Source organism: Paenibacillus sp. 05T425 (assembly GCF_056396205.1).
The window spans coordinates 119,994-145,382 of the sequence record NZ_JBFTLA010000009.1 but is presented as its reverse complement, the minus strand read 5'-3'; the positions used below and the strand labels follow the sequence as shown (position 1 = coordinate 145,382).

Here is a 25,389-nt window from a genome sequence, read left to right as displayed (position 1 = left end):
AGTGAAATAGCCCGTTCGCGAGCCTAAGAAGGCAAGCGAACGGGCTATTTCATTGCTGATTTATAGATTAGGTTTGTCGGCTTGTTGTTTTCTACGCTTGCGCAGCCATAACGTCAGTCCCAGCGCGGCTGCGGCTATAGCTGCGACAACGGCGGCGATAATGCCGTACGGGGCGGACCCGGCGGATTCGGGTTCGGTTGCCGAGGCTGCTGCTGTTTCCTCCGGCAAAGGATTCTGTTCCTGCTCCGGCTGCCCTGCGGGTGTTGCTTGCGGCTTTGGCGCTATAATTTTCAAATTGGCGAGATTATGCTGCCATAACGGATTGTTGCGCCACTGGATGCCGAGGGAATCGGCGATGGAGGACTGGACCGTCACCTGAGCCTCCTTGCCTGCGTTAAATAGGGGATGAGCTCCGCGAATGAAGGCGTTGTTAATCCGAAGCTCGCCGTCCTTCACGTTGGAGAAGCCGTGCTCGCCCGCGCTTTCGAAATGCGGGAGCAGCATATTCACCGTTCCATTCTCCAGCACGATGCTGTTGACGGGCGCTCCCCAATGATCGGAGCTGAAGAAGGTCACTTCTCCGTCAAACCCGGTCCCCGTTTCGATATAGCGTCGATCCTCTGCCGCCCCTATGATTACGAGCTGCGTATTTATGAAGTCGAAGCCTTGCGCCCCAGTCTTCTCGATGACGACCGATCGTTTGGCTCCGTCAACGCCGAGGCCGAGGCTGATTCCCGATGGTCCAATGCCGTTCTCCTCGGTCAGAAGCAATCCTCTCTCCGAGCCGAAGTGAAACACATTGTACAGAATTTGATTGCTGACGTTGCCGAGCGTCAGGAAATCGAGCTCGTTATATCCGTAATCGTAGATGGCTTGGAAATCTTCGTCCTTAGCGGGGGAGCTCGGCCAGCTGCCGTATTTCGATTCTTGCCCCGCCGCGTAGGGAAGCGGATTGAATTGCAGATTGCTTATAATTCCGTCCTGCGAACCGCCGCCCGCCGTAACGCCGTTATGGAAGACGTGTCCGGCGGCATAGTCGACATAATGGCGGTCCGAACGATGCGAGAATAAGTCGATGCCGTTATAGACGCCTCGCATGCCGATGTTGATAATGTATACATCGCTTCCGAGCGACTGCATCAAATAAGGATAAGACGAGACCTTCGGCATTTGCTGCTCGGGGTAATCGAAGACGAGGCCGCGCACCCCGCTGCCTTGCGCAAGCTTCAGGAACGGCTCGCCGTTCGGATTGTCTCGGTCGGCATATACTTGAATAATGCTGCCTGGACCTGTTGGTACCGAACCGTTATCTAGTGAACCCTTCAACTCGACGCCGGCTGGAACGACGAGGCGGCCGAGCACTTTGTATTTGCCTGGAGGCAAGAATACAACGCCGCCGCCCTCATCGCCTGCAGTGTCCAGCGCCCGCTGGATGGCCTTCGTATTGTCCGTCTTGCCGTCACCCTTCGCCTGGAACGGCGCATCCGTGACGACGTAAAGTGCCTGTCGCTTCGGCTTGTGAGTCTGAGGCGACATGACGGGGAAGGGTGGGAGCTGCTTGTAGGTGACCGGCGTATGATTGATGATCGATATATATTTCGATCGATTATCGATCAATGGATCGCCATTGAACCGATTGCTGGTTAGAATGGCTCGGGATTCTTCGCCCAAGCTTACATGCGGCGATTGGTTATTGAAATCATTGTCGGAAGCGATCAAAGTGCCTCCGTCGATTGCGACTTCTCCGCTTGTAATATCGCATTGGCGCATCATCAGCTTCGTTAACGAGGCGGAGCTCGAATAGATCGCTTTCTCCGAGGCCTCGATGCTGCAGCCGTACAGCTGAAGCGCCCCTTCCTGCTCGGAGCTTGCAACGATGCCGTTCACGCTGTGTTCGATCTTGACGTTTGTGAACATAATGCCTACGCCGCTTACTCCGTCGAACAGGATGCCGGTTTTAGCGTCTTTGATGTGCAGATCGTAATGGTGGCCGTTCGGCACCGCCCCTGGCGTAGCTATGGAATGGGCGGCGTGGTAGCCTATGCCATAGCCCTCAATAGATACATAGCTCGTATAAGACCAGTCGTTGCGCCTCATTATAATGCCGGTGCCGTTCTCGTAGATCCATTGTTCATAGGATTGGCCTCTGTTGGGCGAGCCTGGCAGCCCGGAGCCTGCCCAATACGCAGGCGAGAAATCGACCCAATCGATCCGCCCGACGTCTACAATATTATCGATCTCTATGCCTTGGGATAGCGGTGTGCCGTAAATATTTTGGATAACGGGGCTCGTTCCTCCGTTTGAATGGGAGAACACAATCCCCGAGTAAGCGTTAACAAAAGTTAGGTTAGTGACATTGCAGTTCTCGTTGCCCCATACGTTAGGTCTGCCGAGCAAGACGGAAGGAGGGTATGGGACGATATCGTCGGGCAATTGCTCGGGGTACCAAATGGACAAATCTCGAATGCCGGAGGAGGTCTCCATCGTTACGAAGGCGGGCGCTTCGGCGTCGTTTCTGCCGGCGTATGCCATGAGAACCGTCCCTTGAACGGGTTGTCCCTTGATCGGTTTGGCCCACTCGCCGCGCAGCGTTACCCCTTTCGGCAATACCAGATTGCCTTGAACGACATATTTCCCTTCCGGCAGGAACAGCGTGCCGCCGCCTAGTCTGCCTAACGCGTCAAGCAAGGACTGGAGTTTGCTGGTGACATCGGTTATGCCGTCGCCGACGATGCCGTGTTCTGGAGCGGAATAGGCGGCTATGAGCGTGGAGCTGCTTTCGTAGAGTGGTTCGATCAACTGCMAATTTGGCGCGGGATCGTTAGCGGCGTACGTAGGCGAAGGCGGTATTGCTGCGAATGCAAGCGACAGAAGAATGGCTAGCGGAATGAGTCTTGATATTCGTTTCATTACATACGCTCCTTATGCAAAGGATGGAAGGTTCGATAAGTTGTTTCCATCCTATCCCAGCCTCGGAGCCCGATCAATAAGGGGAGTATAAACAATTAGGTCTATTATTGGCTAATTAGCGAAGGGGATTTGGCAGCCCAACCGAGGGGGAGATTGGGCTGCGGCTACGAAGTAGCTAAAGGAATTAACAGCGAGAAGACGCAGCCGCTGCCGTCTATTTCGTTAAGGCTTACGGTCAGCTCGCCGCCGTGAATATCGGCGATTTMCTTAGCGATCGACAAGCCGAGGCCGCTGCCGGGAATGCGGCTGTTCCGCGACCTGTCGACGCGGTAGAAGGAATTGAAGATGAACGGCAGGGCATCTTCCGGAATGCCTGCGCCGGCGTCGGTGACGCGGAAGATGACGGCTTCGTCTGCATGCTCCATGGTGAAACTGATCGGGCAGTCGGCATCGGAATACTTAAGGGCATTATCGATGAGGTTGTCGATGACTCTCGCGATTAGATGCTTATCGCCATTGATAATTAACGGCGCTGATAGTTGCGGTCGAACAGCTGTGAATGGCCTCTTCTCCAGTCGTGTGTAGGCCGTCCATTTCGCGGCTGCCGTATCGAAGAAGGCTGCAGCATTCACGCTGTCGAACTCGGCGCTTAGCTGACGGGTCTCCAGCAAACTAAGCTCGTTCAGATTTCGAACGAACTGGTTGATGGTCTGAATATCCTCATAAATCCGCTTCAGATAGATGCCTGTATCGGCCGGAGCTATTGTGCCGTCCGTTATGGCGTCGATATAACCGCGAATGAGTGTAATCGGCGTCTTCAAGTCATGCGATATGTTCATGAGCAGCTCCTTGCGCCAATGCTCCATGCGCGTGAGTTCGTCAACCCGCATCGCAAGCTCGGAGTTGATTTCACTGAGCTGCTCCGTACGCTGTTCGACCTTATGCTCGAGCTGCAAATTATGTTCGTTCTGCTGCTCCATAAGCTCGCGGATTTTCGTTGACATGCGATTAAATGACCGCAGCAGCTGATTGAATTCCAGCGTCCTCGTATCGTTCGGCGCTGCGGAGAATTGTCCTTCGCCGAGCTCGGCGAAAGCGTCCGCCAGAAGGTTGACCGGCCGCGATACTTTGGAGCGCAAGTAGAAGGCAAGCGCAACGCATAGAAAGAAAGCGACTACGCCAAGCAATGACAGTTGCATAATGAGTTGATCGCGCGTCTTCTCCGAGAGTTCCTGCGTTGCGCTGTGAATCGGCTCCAGCAGCTTATGCTCGGGAATAACGTAGCCTAGTATCCAGTTGGTCGTTGGTATCGAGCGGCTGAATATAAGCTTCTGCTCGCCGTTAATTTTGAGGCTTCGATAGCTGTCTACCGTATCGTTGCTGAACAGCGTATCCAGCTTCAGTTGCTCGATCTCCTCCATGCCGTGCTGCTGGGCGGCGATCAGCTCGTGGTCGCGATCGAGCAGAAGGGCGTACCCGTTCTCGTCGCCGAATCTTGTGTCGAGCACATTGTCTACGAATTGCTCGATTGTTACGTCCGCGGCAACTACGCCTCGCAGCACGCGCTGCTCATCATAGACGGGCGTCGTAGCGGTGAACATCCAGCCACGCGGCGTAATGTCGTAGTAAGGTTTCGTCCAGGCAACTCGGTTAATGTTAGGACGTACGCTAAGTGCGTCCGAATAGAAGCGATAGGAGGTAAGTGCATAAATCGGCAAGTTAGGGTCTCGCTTCGCCGATCCGGTGTACTCGGGATAAAAGAACGAGCCGTCCTTTGGATGGATGTAGTAGATGTTCACGATATTGGGCTTGCGAGACGTTTCGGACTTGAATAAAGGGAATAGAGCTTTGGCTTTGGCGAGATCACGGGCCTGCTCGGTGGACGGATAGTTCTCGGGATTGTTCGATTGAAGCGCTACGGTACCTTCGCCGCTGGCGTTCTTCTCGATGAACCGATGTTTGACCGGATCGTATCCGAAGACGATCGGTTCGATATTGTCGCTATTATTCTTCACGGAGAAGATTGATTCAGCAAGAGACTTCGAGAGCAGTACGGCATCTTCGACGAGCCTGAGTTCGGTGTCGATCGCGCGAACTTGCCCGTCGATATTGGCTTCGTACATGCTTATGTAATTTTTTTCGGTCATAGCCGTATTCCTAGCATTGAAGTGACTGAGCTGCGAAGTAACGGTCTTGCCGGCAAATATGGATAGAAGCAGAAGAGGGACGAGAGAGACGGTCAACATAGCCGCAAGCATCTGGAAAGCGAAGGTGCGCGGTTTAAGGGTGGAATTAAATCTCTTTAATCGGTTCATCGAACTTGTATCCGATTCCGCGTATGGTGACGATGCGCTCCGGTGCTGCGGGATTGCGTTCGATCTTCTTGCGGAGATGACCGATATGCACTTGCAGCGTCTTCGTGTCGAGGCTGTTCTCGTAGCCCCAAATATGGCTTAGCAGACGTTCGGTCGTCAGCACTTGTCTCGCATTTTGCATGAGATAAGAAAGGAGTTGGAACTCCTTGGCGGACAACTCGACCTTGGCGCCGTCTACGTACACCTCATGGGCGTCGATCCTGAGCTGTACATGGTCGGAAGTAATGGAGTTGGAGACAACAGGGGTTCCTCTGTCGCGGACGATGCGGTTCCTGCGTAGCTGCGCCTTAATGCGGGCGACCAGCTCAATCGGACTGAACGGCTTGCTCACATAGTCGTCTGCGCCGACGCTAAGGCCGACGACCTTATCGATTTCGGTATCTTTGCAGGTGAGGAAGACGATAGGCACATCAGTCTTCTGTCTCAGCCTAGCGCACAGCTCGTAGCCCTCCATATCGGGGAGCAGTACGTCAAGGACGATTAATGAAGGCTGTTCGTTCTCGGCTAGCTCGATAGCCTGCTTGCCGCTTGTTGCGCTTAAATGGCGGAATCCATCCTTCGTCAAGTACATGCCAACGAGCTCGCCGATCCTAATTTCGTCGTCTACGGTTAAGATGAGTTCTCTCGTCATGTCCGTTCACCTCTTTATGTCAAAGTTAAGAGAGCAGTGTATGTCTTAAATATAAACGCGAAAGTGAGGTTTATGCAACAATTATGTTAGTTTATATGACATAGCACTATGTTAAGGGTGAACCAAAATAAGCCGACGCTTGATGCGCCGGCTTATTGCAGTATGCTATTGGCGTTACTGATTGATATAACGCTCGAAGATTGAACCAAAATCTTTTACTTTATATTGCTTATGCGTGTCTACCATCCAAGTGAAGGCCGCTTTGTTAATCGCATCGAACTGCGATACGACGTTGAAGTCGCCCTTGTGGACCGATTGGATCGTCGTGGATGCCATGTTCAGGCTGTTTCTAGCGAATTCGAGCGTCAAGTTATTTTCGTGCGTAATTTCGGAAATTTTCATAAGCGCTTTGTACAGATCCTTAAGCTCCTCGATATGCTTCTTGTGCACGTCGATACTGAGAACGACGGGACCGATCGTGAACTTAATCTCCACGTCGAGATCGACCGTTCCGGCTGTTTCCATCGATACGTTGGCAATCGGGTTGGTCGCATACGGGTAACGTCTAAGCGTACGCTTCTTGCTCATTGCGCTTGTGCCGTCGAGATGGATGAGCGCTAAGTTCGTGAAGCAGTATTCATCGGCCTTCGATTTGATCAGGAAATAAATTTTCTCGTTATCCTCGTGCAAGACGTAATCATCGGAATCTACCTTGTCGTAATTATCGGGATGAATAACGGAGCCTACGTCGCTCAGGCCAAGCACATCCGCTGCTATTTTGCCAAACATCGAACCAATCCTCTCTACGTAAAAATAACGTACCCACACATTATATAATAATTGCTGGAAAACATGTTATTGATTTTTGCTTTGCGCCGCTTACGCTTTCTTCGCTGCGATCGAGAAAATGACCGTTTTGGCGGCGCTGTCGACTTGAATATTGACGTTGTCATTGTCAATCGTTGTTTGCTGCGAAGCGACTTTGCTGCCGCTTTCGACGCGTTTGCAAATGTCGGCGAACAGCTCGCGGAACGCATAGGCGTTGTAGCCGAACAGCTGGTTGGCGAACTGATCGACAACCTCTGAATTGCGGGCCAATGCCCCTTCGCGCAGACGGATCGTCACGCCGTAGGTGTTGTATTGCGGGTCAAGCCATATGGCAGCTTCCTCGGTTGCGGCGGAAGTGCCTGAAGCATGGTTAGTAACGCTGTCCTTCTCCGCTTGGTCTTTGAACAGGCGCAGAGTCGTTTCGTATAAATCATGATTCGAGCCGCGGAGTTGACCCGCTGCGCTCAGCGCTTCATAGGCGTCCCACATCCGCTTGTCCGGGAATACAACGATCTTGTTGCCGCCGCCTGCCGTTGGGACGATGCGTTCGAGCTTCTCGGGCGATACCTTAACGGCGAGTCGTTTGGTTTTATCGGTCAGCCTGTTCAGGATAACGAGCGCTTCCGCCCGGGTAACGGTATCGCCTACGCCGAAGAAGCCGTTCGGGTAGCCGACCATAATGCCTTTGACGAGCGACTCGGCAATAAACTTCTGTTCGCGCTCGGACGCGCCCATAATGTCGCCGTACGCTTGCGCCATCTTTTGACCGAATATGCCGTCCTCCAGAAACTCTGTTTCTTGCAGGGTGTAGTAGATGATCTCGGCGACGTTCTCGCGGGTCATGTTGGCTTGGAAGTCGCTGTAGCGGCTTTTGTTCAGGAAGTGGAGGTCGCTGGCGATTTCGATGAAATCCTTGGCCCAGTACCCGACCGTGTTCGGAGTGAATGTAAAGTAGCGATAGTCCTGCTTAAGAATCGCCTGGTTCTCCGTGCTTAACGATTGCAGGAAGCCCGAGGACCAGCTTCTCGAGCCGTTCAAATGCAAATCGGAATAGGAAAAAATGAGCATTTTGATGAATTGATCGACTTGAACGGGGGCTTGAGGTTTGAAATTGCCGTCGGGATAGCCGGCAAGAACGCCGCGCTTCACCATCTCGGCAATCGTCTGTTCGGCCCAGTGTCCGCGTGTGTCCTTGAAGGGAGCGGTTGCTGCGGAGGCGTGGTCGATGCCGGTGCCAAATGCGCCTGCAGACCCGAATGTCAGTAAAGTAATCGTAAAGAATAACAGAACATAACGCTTCATTAAAATCATTTCCTCCTAATTTATAAACGAATGCCTCGAGTTCTAGATAACCATATTTAAGCAAGGGAGAGAACTGCCTTTATAACTATAGCGAATGGGGTTAGTTGGGCGCATAACCGTTAGGTCGGACAGCATATCCGTCATAGGCCGACACGACAAAAAATCCCGAACATCCGCTAATAGTTAGCGAACATCCGGGATGAATGGCATGTTTGGATCAGTTAAATTAGTCGAGAACGGCTGTGATATGAGCCTTCGTTACCGACCAGTGGGAGGCTGTCCATACTTTAGCCTTCTTGTCGATGTACAAGATTTGCGGCGATTCATGCTTGACCGAAGTATCTTCCGCGATTTGGTTCGATACCGGGCGGGACTCGATTACCTTAACGAGCAAGTAGTCTACGTCTTCGCGCGGCTTGTCGTTCAAATACTGATTGAATTCGTTAAACGCATTCGCGCTAACCGGGCAGGTTGTGCTGTGCTTAAGGACAACGACAGGACGGGAATCGGAGCCCTCGAGCGCGCTGTTCCATTCTTCGATCGTCGTAATTTCTTTATAAGACATAATAGGTAACACTCCTTTTTGTATGATTGTATATGCAGGACTTGTCTCCCTAGTATAACGTTAATTGCTGTTAAAAGCATCTTTGCGGCACGGTGCGATAATAATCGTCTTATTGGCGTATTGCGTTTGATTAATGGTCGTGATATGATGACTTCAGTAAAAATGACCGAATTGGTTTTTTGGTCATTCAGTCAGAAATTTGAGGATGTAAAAACGACAAGGGTGCGGAGGTGGACAAATGGCTGTTGATCGCAGGCAACAAATCGTAGAGGCGGCAGAAAGGTCGTTCGCGTTATTTGGCTACAAAGCGACAACAATGGACCAGGTCGCCAAGATCGCGAATGTCGGCAAAGGGACGATCTACACTTTTTTCGCGAATAAGGAAGAGCTGTTCCAAGAAATTATGAAGAAACTGCTTCATCATATGAGGTTAGTAGCGGAGACGGTTATCGACCCGAATAAGCGGTTCTTCGATAATTTATACGCAGTGCTTGAGCAATTGCTTGAATTCCGCGAAAAGCATGAGCTTGCGCTTAAGTTGTCGCATGAGGTACGCGAGATTGGAACGCCAATGGCGATCGAGGGTTTAAGGCAGATTGAACAGGCTGTGGTAGGATATATTAAGACGCAAGTGCAGATTGCGATTGATAAAGGCGAGATTAAGCCTTGTGATCCGGAGATGACAGCATTCGTCATGCTGAAATTATATATGGCATTAACCGTCGATTGGAATAAGGCTTACAAGCCGCTTGAGAAGGGCGAAGTATCCGATCGGCTGCGGTTTTATTTGCAAGAAGGTTTGGTTATGGCTCCTAGATAACTGGGATGCCTTTTTTCATCAGAAAAAGTGACCGAATGACAAATATGGTCATAAAGTATGCGGGAGAGTGGATAATTATGAAGTGGTTCGGATTGAAGCAGTTCGGCAAGGAGCTGTCCGGCATCGGCAAAAACAAGATGCTGCTTATTTCGATAGCTGGAGTTATGGTCATACCGGTGATGTATTCGTCGATGTTTATTAGCGCTTTTTGGGATCCGTACGGGAATTTGGACAAAATGCCGGTGGCGGTCGTTAACGCCGATGTGGGGTATACGTACAACGAGGAGACGCTGCATATCGGCGATGATTTTACGGAAGAACTAAAGGAAAACGAAAAGTTCGAATGGCATTTCGTAAGCAAGGAAGACGCGCTGAAAGGCATGGAAGACCATGACTATTACATGGCGATTGAAATTCCTTCGGATTTCTCGGAGAAAACAACGTCGCTTAATTCCGACCAACCCGTACCTGCGCAAATTACGTATTTGTCGAATGAGAGCTTTAACTTCCTTGCTTCGCAAATCGGCAGCAAGGCCGTTGATACGATGAAGGCGGAGCTGAATAAGGAAGTGACGTCGGCGTATACGAGAACGGTGTTCGAGCAGATGGAAGAGCTGGCCGACGGAATTGGCAAGGCGGCTGGCGGTGCTACGGAAATTGCGGACGGCACGACGAAGGCGAAAGATGGCGCGAAGCTGATTCAGGAGAATCTAAGCAAGCTGGTCAGCGGCAGCGTCGCCCTTCAAGAGGGAGTGGCGAAGCTGGCGAACGGCAGCTCTGAGCTCGGTGAAGGCGCTGCTTCGTTAAGCGCCGGAACGGCTGGTCTGTCGGGCGGACTGGCGCAGCTGTCGGCAGCGCAGCAGCAGCTCGCAAGCGGCGGCGCGTCGCTCGGTGCGGGAGCGTCGAAGCTCGGCGCGGGAGCGAGCGAGCTTGCCGGCGGCTTGACACAGCTGGCGGATGCTAGCAGCACGCTTGCCACAGGCAGCGAAGATGCGAAGCAGGCTGCGGGGCAGATCGCCGGCGGGCTGAGCGACTCGGCCGCCGGTGAGGCGAAGCTGGCAGCAAGCGCGGCGAAGCTCGCGAACGATCTAGCGCAGCTGGCGCAAGCTGATCCGGAGCTTGCGAAGGATGAAAGCTTCAGTGGATTGCTGACGTCGAGTAGAGAGCTGGCCGCAGGGCTGTCGAAGTCTGCAGAGGGACAGAAGCAATTAAGCTCGGGAGTGGACCAGCTTAATGGTGGTCTGGCGAACCTGACAGCGGGATTAAGTCAATTCGACGAGAAAGCGACGGCAGCTTCGAAAGGCGCGGATGAGCTTAGTGCCGGCGGCAAGCAATTGGTTGCCGGTGCGGAGCAGTTTAGCGGTGGTATGAAGCAGTTCGGCGAGAAGCTGTCGGCAGCGGCTGATGGCAGCAAAGATATTGCGGCAGGAGCGGAGAAACTTAATAGCGGTGTTGCTACGCTGGCGAATGGATTGAATACGTTGCAATCGAACGTAGGGCCATTCGTTGACGGATCTGTGAAGCTAGAAGTCGGTGCGAAGGATATGACGACCGGGCTGCTCAAGCTGGAGGACGGCACGCAAGAGTTGTCGGGTAAGCTGAGCGAGGCATCGGATCAGACGGCGGATCTGGATCTGACCGATCCGATGGTCGATATGTTCGCCGATCCCATCCAGCTTGATGTCGAGAAAGTAAGCGAGGTCGATAATTACGGCACTGGACTAGCGCCGTACTTCTTATCGCTAGGTCTATATGTTGGCGCGATGATGCTTACGATTGTATATTCGGTACGCGATCCGATGATCCGTCCGGTTAACGGTTGGAGCTGGTTCTTGAGCAAAGCGTTGACAGTCGTGGCGATTGGTACGATTCAAGCGCTTATCGCCGATGCGGCGCTGTTGTATCTGCTCGATCTGCAAGTGACGAGTGTGCCGTTATTCGTTGGTTACTCTGTGCTGACGAGCATTACCTATATGATGATTATTCAGTTCCTCGCTTCTTCGATGAACAACCCGGGCCGTTTCATTGCGATCATATTGCTTATCTTCCAATTGACGAGCTCCGCAGGTACGTTCCCGATCGAGCTGGTGCCAGATTGGCTCCAAGCGATATCGCCATGGCTGCCGATGACCTATTCGGTAGCGGGCTTTAGAGATATTATTTCAAGCGGCGACTACAGCTCGTTATGGAGCGACAGCTTGATTCTTGCTGGTATCGCATTGCTGTTCGCGCTTCTCTCGTATGGTTACTTCACGTACAGCCATCACAAGACGAAAGGCGAGAATGGCAGCGAGACTGCGACAACGACATTAGCATAAAGCAATGAGTAAGTAGAGGGGCGAGGCCTGACCACCGTGAACGGTTGTTCATAGGTGAGGGGCTTGCCTCTTTATTTTGTTTAGTCGGCGGTGGCAGGAAATGAGCTATAAGAGCATATATGAACTTACACGCGGGGAGTAGCTAGTGTGTTTGGTCTGTAAGAGCGTATATGCGCTTACGGAGGGAGGATGAGTAGAAGGGTAAGCCCACATTATGCTGTAAGAGCGTATATGCGCTTACAGAAAGCTGGAAGAGATAGAGCGGATAATCGGCGCGTGATAATAGCCGACTTTATGATTGCTATTGCCGATTTACTGATATACTGTATAATCACAAGTGTTTCTTTATAGGTAAAGGGGAATGCGGAATGCCGGATCAAACGATTATTCGCTTTGAACATGTTACGAAGCGTTACGATAATGATGACGCAGTACTGAAAGATGTTAGCTTCACCATCGAGCGGGGCAAGTTCTATACGCTGCTAGGACCGTCTGGCTGCGGCAAGACGACCATCCTTCGATTGATTGCCGGGTTCACGGAGCCTTCGGAGGGACAGATTTACTTCAATGGCAAAGTCATTAACCGCGTGCCTGCGAATGAACGCCAAGTGAATACGGTGTTCCAGGATTACGCGCTGTTCCCGCATCTGAATGTGTTCGAGAACGTCGCCTTCGGACTGCGTATCAAAAAAATGAAAAACGCCGACGTCACCGCCAAAGTAAAGGACGCGCTTCGGTTCGTTAACCTGGTCGGTTATGAGTCGCGCGAGATCACTGAGATGTCCGGCGGTCAGCGCCAGCGTGTCGCGATCGCGCGCGCGATCGTGAACGAGCCGGAAATCATATTGCTGGACGAGCCGTTGTCGGCGCTGGACCTTAAGCTGAGGACGGAGATGCAGTACGAGCTTCGCGAGCTGCAGCGCCGTCTGGGCATTACGTTTATTTTCGTTACGCATGACCAAGAGGAAGCGCTGGCGATGTCGGATGAGATTTTCGTTATTAATGAGGGGAAAATCCAACAGAGCGGTTCGCCGACCGATATTTACGATGAGCCGATCAACCGTTTCGTAGCCGACTTCATCGGCGAATCGAATATTGTGCCGGGCCGCATGAAGCAGGACTTCGAGGTCGAATTCGCCGGCCGCTTATTCGAGTGCGTTGACCAAGGGCTTAACAAAGACGAGGGAGTAGAGATCGTCATTCGTCCCGAAGACTTGGAGATTACGAAGCCGGATCAAGGCAAGCTCCAAGTGAAGGTCGACTCGCAGCTATTCCGCGGCGTTCATTACGAGATATGCTGCCTGGACGAAGCGGGCAATGAATGGCTTGTCCACTCCACGCGCAAAGCAACGGTTGGCGAGCAGATCGGCTTAACCTTCGATCCGGAGGCGATTCACGTCATGAGGCTTGGGGAGACGGAAGAGGAATTCGATAAGCGGCTGGAATCGTACAGCGACAGCGAGGCTGCCGATGTCGAATAGATCACGAAGCTTCTATTTCGTGCCCTACGCGGCATGGATCGTGTTGTTCGTCATTGCGCCTATTGTGCTGATTGCTTATTATTCGTTTTTCGACGTGGAAGGTAACTTCACGTTCAGCAACTATGTTAACTTTTTCACCCCTGTCTATTTGAAAATGACGTTAAGCTCGTTCTGGTACGCGTTCTTAATTACGGCGTTCTCGCTGCTCGTCTCGTACCCGACGGCGTATTATTTAACCCGCGCGAAGCATAAGCAGTTATGGCTGCTGCTTATTATTTTGCCGAGTTGGATCAATTTGCTGCTGAAGGCCTATGCGTTCATCGGCTTGTTCGGTACATACAGCTTCGCCAACTCGGTGCTTGAAGTGCTGGGCATCGGCACGCAACAAATTTTGTTCACCGACTTCAGCTTCCTGTTCGTATCGGTGTACATTTTCATCCCGTTCATGGTGCTGCCGATCTTCAATGCGCTGGAGAAAATGAATCCATCGCTTGTATACGCTGCGCGCGATCTAGGCGCGTCCTCTTGGACGACGTTCCGCCGCGTCGTATTCCCGCTGACGATCAGCGGCGTGAAGGCGGGCTGCATGGCAGTGTTTATTCCGGCGCTGTCGCTCTTTATGATTACACGCCTGATCGCTGGCAACCGGGTTATTACGCTCGGTACGGCGATTGAGCAGCATTTTCTCGTCACGCAAGACTGGGGCATGGGCGCGACCATAGCCGTATTCCTCGTCATTGCGATGGCTCTAATGATGCTTCTGACAGGCAACCGAAAGCGGGGTGCGGTCGTTGCGCGAAAAAAATAAATGGTCGAACATTTATCTCGTAATCGTATTTGCGCTGCTCTATGCGCCGATCTTTTACTTGATGTTCTATTCCTTCAATAGCGGCGGCTCGATGCGCGACTTCGAGAGCTTCACGTTCGATTATTATGTTGAAGTATTTCAAGATACACGGCTGCTCATTATCGTGTTGAATACGTTCGTTATTGCCTTGCTGTCTGCGGCGCTATCGACCGTCCTTGGCGTCTTTGGCGCGATAGCTATCCACCAGATGAGACGCAATCGGCCGAAACAGACGCTGCTGACGCTGAACAACGTGCTGATTGTAAGCCCGGACGTTATTATCGGCGCTTCATTTTTAATTCTGTTTACGATTATCGGCATTAAGCTTGGCTTCATGTCCGTATTGTTGTCTCATATCGCTTTCAGTGTCCCGATCGTTGTTATTATGGTGCTGCCGAAGCTAGAGGAGATGAGCTCTACGCTGATCGATGCGGCGCGCGATCTGGGCGCAAGCTCGTGGAATGTACTCACGAAGGTTGTGCTGCCATATATTAAGCCGGGCATATTCGCCGGTTTCTTCATGGCGCTGACGTATTCGCTCGATGACTTCGCCGTTACGTTCTTCGTAACGGGCAATGGCTTCTCTACGCTATCTGTCGAGATCTACTCACGGGCGCGTCAAGGCGTATCGTTATCGATCAACGCGTTGTCGACGCTGCTATTCCTATTCACCATTCTGCTCGTTATCGGCTACTACTTCATTAATCGGCGGAGCAATGGCGGGGCTGGCAAGGCCGGTAAGGAGGGACGGGCATGAAACAGCTGGTTAGAATGTTCGCGACCGTCATTATTGTTGCGCTTGGGCTTATGTACTTGACTTCCTATCTGAATTCGAGCGAAGGCTATACGGGCGGCAATACGCTGACGATCTATAACTGGGGCGATTATATCGATCCCGAACTGCTTGATCGGTTTGAAGAGGAGACGGGCATCAAGGTCATCTATCAGACATTCGATTCCAATGAAGCGATGATGACGAAGATCGAGCAAGGCGGTACAACGTTCGATGTGAGCATTCCTTCCGAATACGCGATTAGCAAAATGAAAGAAGAAGATCTGCTCATTCCGCTCGATCATTCGAAAATTCCGAACCTGAAGCATATCGACGATAACTTCTTGAATCTATCGTTCGATCCGGATAACGCGTATTCGATCCCGTATTTCTGGGGAACGGTTGGCATCGTCTACAACCCGGAGCTGGTGGACGGCATTGCATTTACGAGCTGGGACGATCTCTGGGACGAGCGTCTGCGCAATCAGATCCTGTTGCTCGACGGCGCTCGCGAAGTTATAGGCATGGGGCTGAACAGCCTTCATTACTCGCTGAACGATACCGACGAGGCGCATCTGCAGGAGGCGAAAGCGAAGCTGGGAACGCTAACGCCTAACGTGAAGGCGATTGTCGGCGACGAGATCAAGATGCTGCTTGCGGGCGAGGAGGCGGCTGTAGGGCTCGTATGGTCCGGCGATGCTTCGGAAATTATGGGTGAGAACGAGAAGCTGGATTACGTTGTGCCGCAAGAGGGCTCGAATCTGTGGTTCGACAATATGGTCATACCGAAGACGGCCCGCAATATTGAAGGGGCGCATCAGTTCATTAACTTTATGCTCGATCCCGAAGTCGCTGCGCAGAATACGGAATACGTTGGCTACTCGACGCCGAACAAGGATGCGCTGGCGCTGCTGCCGGAGGATATATCGGGCGATGAACGGTTCTACCCGAGCGAAGAGCTGACGAGTAAGCTTGAGGTGTACGACAACTTGGGTAAGAAGATGCTGGCTCACTATAATGAGCTGTTCCTGGAGTTCAAGATGCACAGCAAATAAGAGTAAATGGGGAAACATACATCATGAATAAGAAGTGGCTGAACTATGCCGGCCTCGTGCTTGTTGCCGTTATATGGGGGGCGAATTTCGGTATTTCGCGGCTTGCGATGGAGTCCTTCCATCCGATCGTATTTTCATTTCTGCGTTTCGGCGTCGCGATCCCGTTCTTCTTCCTTATCTTGAAGCTTACGGAGGGCAGTGTCGGCGTACCGTGGCGTCTCGTTCCGAAGCTGATGCTAATCGGATTGCTCGGCATTACGCTGCTTGAGATTACCGTCATGTACTCCATTAAGTATACGACGCTTGCGAACGCGTCGTTGCTGAACGTGGCGCCATGGCCGATCTTCGTCGCCTTGTTCGCGCCGCTATTCACACGCGAGACGATTACTTCGCGGCTTGTGGTCGGCGGAGTCATCGCGATGATCGGCGTATGCTTCGTTATTCTTGGTGGCGATGAAGGCTTCGCGCTTTCGTCCGACAATATGCTTGGCAATGCGATGGCATTCGGCGTCAGCATCATCGGCGCTTTGTTCAACTTGAGCTCGGTCTCGCTTATGAAACAGTACTCAGCGCTGCGTGTGAGTACGTGGACGATTGTATTCGGCGCTATCTTCATGCTGCCGCTGACGATCGGCTCATGGGGGCAGACCGATTGGCAAAGTCTAGGGACGGAGCAATGGTTGTCCATTGCGTATAACGTACTTATCTGCACGGTGCTTGCATTTGTCGTATGGAACGCTTGCATGTTCAAAGTAGGCGCGACGCGCTCGAACTTTTTCCGTTATGCGGTGCCGGCAGCAGCGGTTATAGCAGGTTATATTTTGTTCGACGAGCGGATCGCTATGCTGCAGATAGGCGGGGCGGCGCTTATGGCGGCCGGACTTGTGTGGATCAGCGTAGAACGTAAGAAGGCATAGGTTGGCAGGGGATTGTTTCAAAAAGACTGCTTCKAATGAGGTCATACGACCTTGCTCGGAGCAGTCTTTTTTGTTGCAGCAGGCTGCTGGCGTTAGTAGTTAGTCGTAACGGACTGTAGCGGCGCTATTTTGAACAAAAGAATTCGGATGCGGTAGAAGATAAAAAATAGTATACGCACATAAAACATGACATGGATTGTTACGTATGGACGAGAATCGTTTTTACGTACGTTTTTCGATGAAAATACCCAAATATTTAAAGTTTTTAAGAAGTTTGAAGGGAAGAAAACGTTGATACGGCGGCGATTATCGCTCTTCATGTCAGGTGTCACTCTATCTAACAATCAATGAAACTCTATTTAACAATGGATTAAAACGTAAAAAATTTGCATTTTTGCGATAAAAAATAGTTTCAAAAAGGGTTTGAAACAGGTAAAATGAAAAAATCGGCGTTCAGTGCAGCTCTAATAGACTGCTGTGCTAAAGCGAACATTAAGAAAAAAGGACGGATATACAATGACTGTAAGTGCAACCGTAAGTACAACAAAAGAAACATTAAACCCGTACGAAATTGCTCAACAGCAAGTCGATACGGCTGCTGCTCTGTTGCAGCTTCCCGAGCATGTTACTAACATCTTGAAGCACCCAAGAAGAGTATTGTCCGTAAGCTTCCCTGTACGCATGGACGATGGTTCGGTTCGTGTATTCGAAGGCTATCGCTCCCAGCATAATGACGCAATCGGACCAACAAAAGGCGGCATTCGGTTCCATCCGGACGTGACGCTTGACGAAGTAAAAGCTCTGTCGATGTGGATGAGCTTCAAATGCGGCGTAGTTGGCTTGCCTTACGGCGGCGGCAAAGGCGGCGTTATTTGTGATCCGCGTACGATGAGCAAGGGCGAGCTTGAGCGCGTAAGCCGCGCATTCATGGAATCGATCGCTGACTTCGTTGGTCCGGACAAAGATATTCCGGCTCCGGACGTATACACGACTCCGCAAATTATGGGATGGATGATGGATACTTACAGCCGTCTTAGCGGAAAATATTCTCCAGGCGTCATTACGGGCAAACCGCTTATTATCGGCGGCTCCAAAGGACGCAACGAGGCGACGGCGCAAGGCTGTGTCTACACGATACTGGCTGCGCTTAAGGACAAAGGTCTTGCTGTCGAAGGCGCGACTGCGGCTATTCAAGGCTTCGGCAACGCTGGACGTATTGCGGCTCGCCTGCTTAGCGAAGCAGGTTGCAAGATCGTAGCGGTGAGTGATTCCAAAGGCGGTATTTATAACGCAGAAGGCCTTGATGTAGAGTACATCGGCCAACTGAAGGATACGGCTTCGATTAGCGATTACGGCCAACAATATGCGATTTCGAATGAACAGATTTTGGAACTGGACGTTGACATTCTCGTTCCTGCTGCGCTTGAGAACGTGATTACATCCGCGAATGCAGACCGTATCCAAGCGAAAATTATTGCAGAGGCTGCTAACGGACCAACGACGCCTGAAGCGGATCGCGTACTGCATGCTAAAGGCATTACGGTCATTCCTGACGTGCTTGCGAATGCAGGCGGTGTAACGGTATCTTACTTCGAGTGGGTTCAGAACTTGATGAATTACTACTGGAGCGAAGCCGAGGTACTTGAGAAACTGGAGACGAATATGATTCTTTCCTACGTAGCTGTTCGCGATTTGGCAGCAGAGCACAAGACCGACCTTCGTACGGCAGCATACATGATTTCGATTAAACGGATTGCAGCAGCAATGGAAGCTCGCGGCTGGATCTAACAATAGGCATCTTTTTACTCGAACATAATGAAGAGGTGAAGGCATCATGAAACAACAAATCCGTATTGGTATTGTAGGTTACGGCAACCTGGGCCGCGGGGTAGAGATGGCGATCAAGCAAAACCCAGACATGCGTCTGGACGGCATATTTACACGCCGCGACCCTGCAACGATTCCTTCCGAGGTTAAAGCTTTCCATATTGACGATGCTGAGAAGCTGACAAGCGAGTTCGACGTTATGATTTTATGCGGCGGATCGGCTACCGACCTGCCTGAACAGGGGCCGCAGTTTGCCAAGCTGTTCCACACCGTCGACAGCTTCGATACGCATGCGCGTATTCCGGAATATTTCGAACAGGTCGATTCGGTTGCCCGCGCGAACGGTAAGGTGAGCGTAATCTCGACTGGCTGGGATCCGGGCTTGTTCTCTCTGAACCGTCTGCTTGCGGAGTCGATCCTGCCGGAAGGCAATGAATATACGTTCTGGGGCAAAGGCGTCAGCCAAGGCCACTCCGATGCGATTCGCCGCGTGAATGGCGTTAAGCATGGCGTACAATACACGATTCCAAGCGATGAAGCGGTAGATCGGGTACGCAGCGGCGAAAATCCGGAGCTCGCAACACGCGAGAAGCATCTTCGTGAATGTTTCATCGTTGCGGAGGAAGGTGCGGATCAAGCGGCGATTGCCGAAGAGATTCGTACGATGCCGAACTATTTTGCCGATTATAACACGACGGTTCATTTCATCGATGAAGCGACGATGAAGGCGGAGCATTCGGCTATGCCTCACGGCGGCATGGTGCTGCGCAGCGGCAAAACAGGCGTGAACAGCACGCAAATCATCGAATTCGGCTTGAAGCTAGACAGCAACCCGGAATTTACGGCGAGCGTGCTCGTTGCGTATGCACGGGCAGTATACAAGCTGGCAGCAGAAGGACAAGCAGGAGCCAAGACGGTATTCGACATTCCGTTCGCCTACTTGTCGCCAAAGTCTGGCGCGCAGCTGCGTAAGGAACTTCTGTAATATAATATAAGAAGCGAAGCGATTCGGAGGGAAGTAATTCCCATCGGGTCGCTTTTTTTAGTTTCATTTTCTAACGAATCTAGAACATCTTATTTGCGAATTTCAACGGTTATTTGTTTTCTAACGAACTCAGCGAACCTTATTTAACTGAAATGGAGCGTAATGGCAAGGGTTGGGATGAAATAAGAATACCCTGATTCGTAAATAATCGTTTCTGAGGAAGAAACAGTAAATAAGGGGTTGAGGATTCCCGGCGCGGCATGAGTCTTTTACAAAAACTCTAAAAATCGCTTACATAGGCTTAATAGTTGGCTTGTACGATGGTATCGACCTAGGATGCGCTCGGTTCTAATCTGAGAGTATCGGGTAGGTACATTCAGATCGGGAGATCGTAGGGGGAACTATTGTGAGCTTCGTACGCAATACTAACAGCACAAGCATTCGCAAAGCACTGCAGGTTGCTGCTGCAGGACTTATGGCATTTACCTTAATCGGACCTGTTAACTTGAATAAGGCAGAAGCAGCCGCTGCAACGTTCTCTATGGAGAAAATCGCAGGTTACGATAGCGGAGCCGGCTATCTGAATGCCGGTACGGAAATCGTCGTATATGATTGGGAAGGCAAACGKGCATACTCGACTAACTCGGCCGAGAAAGCAATTGATATAATCGATCTCTCCAAACTCGGTCAAGAAGAAACGATTGAACGCCTTAACCGTGTAACAGTAGAAAGCTTCAATATTGAAGGCTTCACACCGGACGGCGTAACGAGCGTAGCTGTTCATCCATCAGGTAAATATATTGCGGCATCCGTGCCGGCAAGCCCTAAGACTGATCCGGGCAAAGTCGTATTCATGGACATGGACGGTACTCAGATTACTTCAGTGACGGTAGGGTCGCTGCCGGATATGCTGACGTTCTCGCCGGACGGCAAACAACTGTTGGTCGCTAACGAAGGCGAGCCGAACGGGGATTATACGGTTGACCCGGAAGGTTCGGTATCCATTATCGACGTAACAGGTGAAGTTGGAGCATTGACGGATGAGGATGTGGCAACGGCTGGTTTCGGCAGCGTTACAATTCCTGAGGACGTGCGGATTTTCGGACCAGGATCTAGTGCAGCGCAAGACTTGGAGCCCGAATATATCGTTGTGTCGGCTGACAGCAAGAAAGCATACGTATCCCTGCAAGAAAACAATGCAATGGCAGAGGTTAACCTGACGACTAAGCAAGTTACAAGTGTTCACGCTCTAGGCTTCAAAGATCATTCGTTGCCAGGGAATGGCTTAGATGCATCCGATAAAGATAAAACTATCGATATTAAACCGCAGCCTGTGCTCGGCATGTATTTGCCGGATGGAATGGCGATTACCAGCTATGGCGGCAAGTCGTATATTTTGACTGCTAATGAAGGCGACGACAGAGAATATGGTGATTTTGCCGAAAAGGGAAGAATCAAGTCCATTAAGGATAATATTCAGCTTAATGCGGCTTATTACAAGGGCTTTACGCAAGAGGAATTGGATGCCTTCAAAACCAGCGGAGCATTCGGTTTGGATACGGTGCTTGGTCGATTAAGCGTATCCACGCTGGATGGCCTGAATAATGGCGTGTATGACAGATTGTACAGCTACGGCACACGTTCGTTCTCGGTTTGGGATGCTTCGACAGGGGCGCTCGTATTCGATAGCGGCGATCAGTTTGAGCAATTGACGAAGGATTTGCCTTTCTTTAACGCAGATAATGAGAAGAACAATGATAAAGACGTACGAAGCGCGGCAAAAGGACCTGAGCCGGAATACGTGGAAGTCGGCACAGTCGAAGGCAAGACGTATGCGTTTATCGGACTTGAGCGCATAAGCGGCGTCATGGTTTATGACATTACAAATCCAAAGAAACCGACTTACGTTACTTATATGACTTCCCGTGTGGATGGCGACATTGAAGCTAACGAAGCCGGCGATATTGCGCCGGAGGGTTTGAAGTTCGTACCTGCCGCGAAGAGCCCAACGGGCAAGGCGCTGCTGCTGGCGGCACATGAAGTGTCCGGCACGATTGCGGTATACGAGATTACGGCGCCGAAGCAGCCAAGCACACCGTCAGTGCCGGAGGTAACGCCGGAGCCTAGCCCAAGCCCAACTCCGGAGCCAACTCCGACACCAACGCTTACGCCGGAAGTTAAGCCAGGCGAGTTGAACGTTACGGCAGAGCAATTTGCGGATAAACTTGCTGGGCTTCCGGCGGGCACGAATGAACTTACGTTCGATGCGGGTACACCTGGCGATAACGGGATCTCGGTCGTACTGCCAGCGGGCGTGAAGAATGCGGCAACTGCGAATCCGAACTTAGTGATCGTCATTGAAGGCGATAACGTCAGCTATGAGCTTCCGATCTCGGCAATCAATTGGAATGAGGTTAGCAAGCAGCTTGGCGGAGATGCGGCGAAGATTACCGTATCCGTTCGTCCGGCAAGCGGCGGTGCTAGCGAGCAGATCGAGCAAGCGGCTGTGGGTCAACAAGTTGATTTGCTCACAGGCGCGTTGGAGTTCACTGTAGTTGCTGAAGGCGCTAATGGCAGCAAATATACGATTGCTTCTTTCGGAGGAACGTATAACGACCGTACGATTACGTTAGACGGTACTTCGGTTAACGGCAGTACGGCAACAGCTGTACGCTTCGATGAAGCGACAGGCCGACTTGTATTCGTGCCATCAACGTTCACGGCGGCTGGCGGCGATACGATCGTTAACATGAAACGGAACGGAAACAGCGTATATACAGTCATTAACGGCAGCAAGACATTCGACGACGCGGCCTCCCACTGGGCGAAGCCGGCTATTGATTCGCTCGCATCGAAACTTATCGTAAGCGGCGTGGACGAGAATCATTTTGCTCCGAACAAATCCATTACGCGTGCAGAGTTTACAGCTATCATCGTTCGCTCGCTCGGTCTAAATGAAGCGGCGGCCGGCAGCAGCTTCTCCGATGTATCGGCAAGCAAATGGTACGCGGGTGCGATCCAGACGGCTGTGCAAGCAGGTGTTATCAGCGGCTACGACGACGGAACATTCCGTCCAGAGCTGACGATAACAAGACAAGAAATGGCTTCGATTCTGATGAAAGCCGTTCGTTACGCAGATGCCAATACGGCGGCAACGATTGCAGCGAAAGCTGAATCGCTGAACCCATTATCTGCTATTAAGGATGCGGGTTCGATAGCGGCCTGGGCGAAGATAGCTGCAGCTGAAGCACTGGCTGCAGGCATCGTGGAAGGCAAAGCTGCAGGTACATTTGCGCCTGCTGCGAAGGCTACCCGCGCTGAAGCGGTAACGATGCTGCAACGAACGCTTAAACAGATTGGATTTATTAACTAACCATGGAATGAGTTAGACCTGAGACTCGGTCACCCGGGCAAGCGGATGAAGCTTGCTGCGGGTGACTGGGTCTTTTTTTGATATGCTCATGAATGCGCACATCAGCGGGGATTTCCAAATCGAGTGAAGGCAGGAAACAAAAAAATGCGGACAAACCCGCGCCAATCCGATATAATCGTCTAAGTCGATAATAAGAAGAACTGGAAATTGAGGTGCAGTCGCTTGCAGCAAAGGTATGACCAATTGGATTCGCTTAGAGGGTTGGCCGCATTGGCCGTCATGATCGGACATTTTTTCCTCGTATTCATGCCTATGGCTCAGAATACATCAAGTATGAGTTATTTGGAGTATCCGCTAAATGTGCTGAAATATTCGCCGCTGCATGCTTTTTGGGGCGGTCATGAAGCAGTGATTATGTTCTTCCTGCTTAGCGGCTTCGTATTGTCGCTTCCGTTCTATAGCAACAAACAGCAATCCTACCCGAAATACGTCGTGAAACGGATTTGCCGCATTTATTTGCCGTTCGTGGTCGCTTTGTTTATCGCTATTTTATTCCGTGATGCGGTATTCCTGAAGAAGCTGTCGGATTTGACGCCTTACTTCAACAGCCTTTGGACACGGTCGCCGGATTTTGCGTCGATTGGGGATCATTTGCGTTTCATTACCAACTACAACACGACAAAATACAATCCGATTATATGGACGCTTGTCCATGAGATGCGGATTTCGCTTATATTCCCATTCGCTATGTTCTTTGTGGCAAAATGGGGCTGGAAGGCTGGCGTGCCGCTCGCGATCGGGCTTTCGCTCGTAAGCATGTATTTGCTGGGAGCTATCGAGACGCGCTACACAACAAACTATGTCATTTCGCTGCATTATGCTTCCTTCTTCGTCATTGGGGCGATGCTGGCCAAATATAGAGAGTCTCTTAAGCAATTGTACAACCGTATGAATGGTTGGTTTGCAGCCGCAGTCTTAGTCGCAGCGTTATTCAGCTATTCGTACAAATGGGTTATTTACAGCAAGTCGTTCGCTAAGCATATTACAGAGCCGCAAGGCGATTGGCTGATTGCGCTGGGCGCTTCGATATTTATCGTGGCAGCCATGTCATCGGTTCGCGCATCGAAGCTGCTGCATCTGAAGCCGCTATTATTCCTTGGTAAAATCTCTTACAGTCTCTACTTATACCATATGATCATTTTGCTCACATTCTTGCATAAGCTGAACGGGACGATGGACCCGGCGTTTATCGCGATGATCGCATTCGCCGCTTCATTCGGAGCTGCTGCGGCCAGCTACTATTATGTCGAGCTGCCTTCAATTAAGCTTGGCGGGCTGTTGACCACGTCGCGCAAGAAGCAGCAGACGCCGGTCACTGCGAAAGGCAAGACTTCGGCAAGCATGTAATCAAAAATAAGCGGAAAGCCGTCCTTCTCTTTGGAGAGGACGGCTTTTATTGTTGTTCATTTAACCGTGCGAGAACTGCTGACGGTATTTGCGAGGCGAGATGCCCTCGTATTTGGCGAAGCAGGAGGTGAAGTAAGCGGCGTGATTGAAGCCGACTTCCTCGGCAATGCGGGCGACCGCAAGATCAGTTTGCAGCAGCAGCAGCTTTGCTTGCTCGATTCGGAATCGCAGCAAATAGTCGAAGGGCGCGCAGCCGAACTCCTTTTGCATGCAGCGGGCGATATAAACGGGGTGGAAGTTGATGCTCTCGCCGAGCTGCTGCGCGGTAATGTCCGAGCGGTAGTGGGCGCGCAGATAAGAAGCGGCCTTCTCCGCGCAGAGCGCTTGAGGGGACGGTCCGCTTAGCTCGATCGATGCCGAGAGGTGCTCGATTACTTCTTGGAAAATAAGCTGCTGCTTCCAGCGGACACTCGGAATATGATCGTTCATATTAAGCTGGACGAGCCGTTGCAGCGAATCTGCCATTTTCGTAGGCTGAAGCAGCTTTGTGAATTGGGGGAGCTGCTTAATGAAGGTTTTTGTAGTGTAAATATTATTTGTATGCGCTGTCATGGCAGGACTGTCTTCAGCGGGTCTTTCGAGTGCGTGCTCGACTACGCTCCAGTCTCCTGTCGTCTGAAAATGAATCCAATAATACGTCGTATGCTCCTTATTCGCATTAGTCGCATAATGGTGGGCATCGGGACGGAGGATGAGCGCGTGTCCGGCCTCCACGTCGAAATGGTTGTCCTCCTCCCCCATATAGAGACATCCGTTAGTAACAATAAGCAAATCGAACACGCCAATGTTGCGTCTGCTAGGGTGCTTTCTCCCTACGGGAGATACGGCCGGCCCTCCTGTAATGTAGTGGGGAAGCGGTGGAATCGTCATCTGAATAAGCGGCATAAGGGGGCAAGCCTCCTTGAATGTAATTGTT

The 25,389-nt window shown here is 51.4% G+C and carries 18 protein-coding genes; 11 read left to right on the top strand and 7 right to left on the bottom strand.

Going from position 1 to position 25,389, the window contains the following annotated elements; genetic code table 11:
- Positions 1-60: 60 nt before the first annotated feature.
- The 6 genes from AC1DF0_RS21180 to ytxJ all read right to left on the bottom strand — a co-directional run bounded on the left by AC1DF0_RS21180 (position 61) and on the right by ytxJ (position 8,611).
- Positions 61-2,910, bottom strand: coding sequence for a glycosyl hydrolase family 28-related protein (locus AC1DF0_RS21180; protein ID WP_477575214.1), 2,850 nt, complete (start codon positions 2,908-2,910; stop codon positions 61-63).
- A 164-nt stretch (positions 2,911-3,074) separates the two neighbouring features.
- Positions 3,075-5,225 carry an ATP-binding protein gene (locus tag AC1DF0_RS21175; protein ID WP_477575213.1) on the bottom strand — a complete coding sequence of 717 codons (2,151 nt, stop codon included), beginning with the start codon at positions 5,223-5,225 and terminating at the stop codon, positions 3,075-3,077.
- Complete coding sequence (locus AC1DF0_RS21170; RefSeq protein WP_477575212.1) at positions 5,203-5,916, bottom strand: winged helix-turn-helix domain-containing protein; 714 nt, start codon at positions 5,914-5,916, stop codon at positions 5,203-5,205. Before AC1DF0_RS21170 ends, AC1DF0_RS21175 begins: the two co-directional genes overlap by 23 nt.
- 174 nt (positions 5,917-6,090) lie before the next feature.
- Entirely contained in the window at positions 6,091-6,705 is a 615-nt protein-coding gene (locus AC1DF0_RS21165) for a PH domain-containing protein (protein ID WP_477575211.1), read from the bottom strand.
- 90 nt (positions 6,706-6,795) lie between these two features.
- Positions 6,796-8,046, bottom strand: a complete 1,251-nt coding sequence (locus AC1DF0_RS21160; protein WP_477575210.1) for an S-layer homology domain-containing protein — start codon at positions 8,044-8,046, stop codon at positions 6,796-6,798.
- A 226-nt stretch (positions 8,047-8,272) separates the two neighbouring features.
- Positions 8,273-8,611, bottom strand: a complete 339-nt coding sequence (ytxJ, locus tag AC1DF0_RS21155) for a bacillithiol system redox-active protein YtxJ (protein ID WP_337104271.1) — start codon at positions 8,609-8,611, stop codon at positions 8,273-8,275.
- 238 nt (positions 8,612-8,849) lie between these two features.
- Here ytxJ and AC1DF0_RS21150 point away from each other — a divergent pair, with 238 nt between their 5' ends.
- From AC1DF0_RS21150 to AC1DF0_RS21100, 11 genes are all read left to right on the top strand, one after another.
- Complete coding sequence (locus AC1DF0_RS21150) at positions 8,850-9,431, top strand: TetR/AcrR family transcriptional regulator (RefSeq protein ID WP_477575209.1); 582 nt, start codon at positions 8,850-8,852, stop codon at positions 9,429-9,431.
- Positions 9,432-9,508: 77 nt separating this feature from the next.
- The gene (locus AC1DF0_RS21145; RefSeq protein ID WP_477575208.1) at positions 9,509-11,749 is read left to right on the top strand and encodes a YhgE/Pip family protein; all 2,241 of its coding nucleotides are present in this window, start codon (positions 9,509-9,511) and stop codon (positions 11,747-11,749) included.
- A 368-nt stretch (positions 11,750-12,117) separates the two neighbouring features.
- Positions 12,118-13,230 (top strand): ABC transporter ATP-binding protein, encoded by a 1,113-nt coding sequence (locus tag AC1DF0_RS21140; RefSeq protein WP_442051868.1) that lies wholly within the window; start codon positions 12,118-12,120, stop codon positions 13,228-13,230.
- Positions 13,220-14,038 (top strand): ABC transporter permease, encoded by an 819-nt coding sequence (locus tag AC1DF0_RS21135; protein WP_477575207.1) that lies wholly within the window; start codon positions 13,220-13,222, stop codon positions 14,036-14,038. The genes AC1DF0_RS21140 and AC1DF0_RS21135 overlap by 11 nt, the downstream gene beginning before the upstream one ends.
- Positions 14,022-14,834, top strand: a complete 813-nt coding sequence (locus tag AC1DF0_RS21130) for an ABC transporter permease (RefSeq protein ID WP_442051870.1) — start codon at positions 14,022-14,024, stop codon at positions 14,832-14,834. The genes AC1DF0_RS21135 and AC1DF0_RS21130 overlap by 17 nt, the downstream gene beginning before the upstream one ends.
- Complete coding sequence (locus AC1DF0_RS21125; protein ID WP_442051871.1) at positions 14,831-15,904, top strand: ABC transporter substrate-binding protein; 1,074 nt, start codon at positions 14,831-14,833, stop codon at positions 15,902-15,904. Before AC1DF0_RS21130 ends, AC1DF0_RS21125 begins: the two co-directional genes overlap by 4 nt.
- Before the next feature lie 23 nt (positions 15,905-15,927).
- Positions 15,928-16,821 (top strand): DMT family transporter, encoded by an 894-nt coding sequence (locus AC1DF0_RS21120; protein WP_337104278.1) that lies wholly within the window; start codon positions 15,928-15,930, stop codon positions 16,819-16,821.
- A gap of 516 nt (positions 16,822-17,337) precedes the next feature.
- Positions 17,338-18,609 carry a Glu/Leu/Phe/Val family dehydrogenase gene (locus tag AC1DF0_RS21115; protein WP_477575206.1) on the top strand — a complete coding sequence of 424 codons (1,272 nt, stop codon included), beginning with the start codon at positions 17,338-17,340 and terminating at the stop codon, positions 18,607-18,609.
- Between the two features lie 46 nt (positions 18,610-18,655).
- A complete protein-coding gene (locus tag AC1DF0_RS21110) occupies positions 18,656-19,633 on the top strand; it encodes a diaminopimelate dehydrogenase (protein ID WP_442051874.1) in 978 nt (325 codons plus the stop codon).
- Between the two features lie 406 nt (positions 19,634-20,039).
- Complete coding sequence (locus tag AC1DF0_RS21105) at positions 20,040-23,006, top strand: choice-of-anchor I family protein (protein WP_477575205.1); 2,967 nt, start codon at positions 20,040-20,042, stop codon at positions 23,004-23,006.
- 222 nt (positions 23,007-23,228) lie between these two features.
- Positions 23,229-24,413 (top strand): acyltransferase family protein, encoded by a 1,185-nt coding sequence (locus AC1DF0_RS21100; protein ID WP_477575204.1) that lies wholly within the window; start codon positions 23,229-23,231, stop codon positions 24,411-24,413.
- Positions 24,414-24,473: 60 nt separating this feature from the next.
- On the opposite strand, the gene AC1DF0_RS21095 is transcribed toward AC1DF0_RS21100, so the two are convergent.
- Positions 24,474-25,358 (bottom strand): helix-turn-helix transcriptional regulator, encoded by an 885-nt coding sequence (locus AC1DF0_RS21095; protein ID WP_442051877.1) that lies wholly within the window; start codon positions 25,356-25,358, stop codon positions 24,474-24,476.
- Between the last annotated feature and the right edge of the window lie 31 nt (positions 25,359-25,389).

What these genes read in the sequence shown, in the direction of transcription:
- AC1DF0_RS21110 (WP_442051874.1), top strand. Translation starts at nt 18,656, where the DNA reads ATGAAACAACAAATCCGTATTGGTATTGTAGGTTACGGCAACCTGGGC.
- AC1DF0_RS21125 (WP_442051871.1), top strand. Translation starts at nt 14,831, where the DNA reads ATGAAACAGCTGGTTAGAATGTTCGCGACCGTCATTATTGTTGCGCTT.
- AC1DF0_RS21120 (WP_337104278.1), top strand. Translation starts at nt 15,928, where the DNA reads ATGAATAAGAAGTGGCTGAACTATGCCGGCCTCGTGCTTGTTGCCGTT.
- AC1DF0_RS21095 (WP_442051877.1), bottom strand. Translation starts at nt 25,358, where the DNA reads ATGCCGCTTATTCAGATGACGATTCCACCGCTTCCCCACTACATTACA.
- AC1DF0_RS21115 (WP_477575206.1), top strand. Translation starts at nt 17,338, where the DNA reads ATGACTGTAAGTGCAACCGTAAGTACAACAAAAGAAACATTAAACCCG.
- AC1DF0_RS21140 (WP_442051868.1), top strand. Translation starts at nt 12,118, where the DNA reads ATGCCGGATCAAACGATTATTCGCTTTGAACATGTTACGAAGCGTTAC.
- AC1DF0_RS21165 (WP_477575211.1), bottom strand. Translation starts at nt 6,705, where the DNA reads ATGTTTGGCAAAATAGCAGCGGATGTGCTTGGCCTGAGCGACGTAGGC.
- AC1DF0_RS21145 (WP_477575208.1), top strand. Translation starts at nt 9,509, where the DNA reads ATGAAGTGGTTCGGATTGAAGCAGTTCGGCAAGGAGCTGTCCGGCATC.
- AC1DF0_RS21150 (WP_477575209.1), top strand. Translation starts at nt 8,850, where the DNA reads ATGGCTGTTGATCGCAGGCAACAAATCGTAGAGGCGGCAGAAAGGTCG.
- ytxJ (WP_337104271.1), bottom strand. Translation starts at nt 8,611, where the DNA reads ATGTCTTATAAAGAAATTACGACGATCGAAGAATGGAACAGCGCGCTC.
- AC1DF0_RS21170 (WP_477575212.1), bottom strand. Translation starts at nt 5,916, where the DNA reads ATGACGAGAGAACTCATCTTAACCGTAGACGACGAAATTAGGATCGGC.
- AC1DF0_RS21135 (WP_477575207.1), top strand. Translation starts at nt 13,220, where the DNA reads ATGTCGAATAGATCACGAAGCTTCTATTTCGTGCCCTACGCGGCATGG.
- AC1DF0_RS21160 (WP_477575210.1), bottom strand. Translation starts at nt 8,046, where the DNA reads ATGAAGCGTTATGTTCTGTTATTCTTTACGATTACTTTACTGACATTC.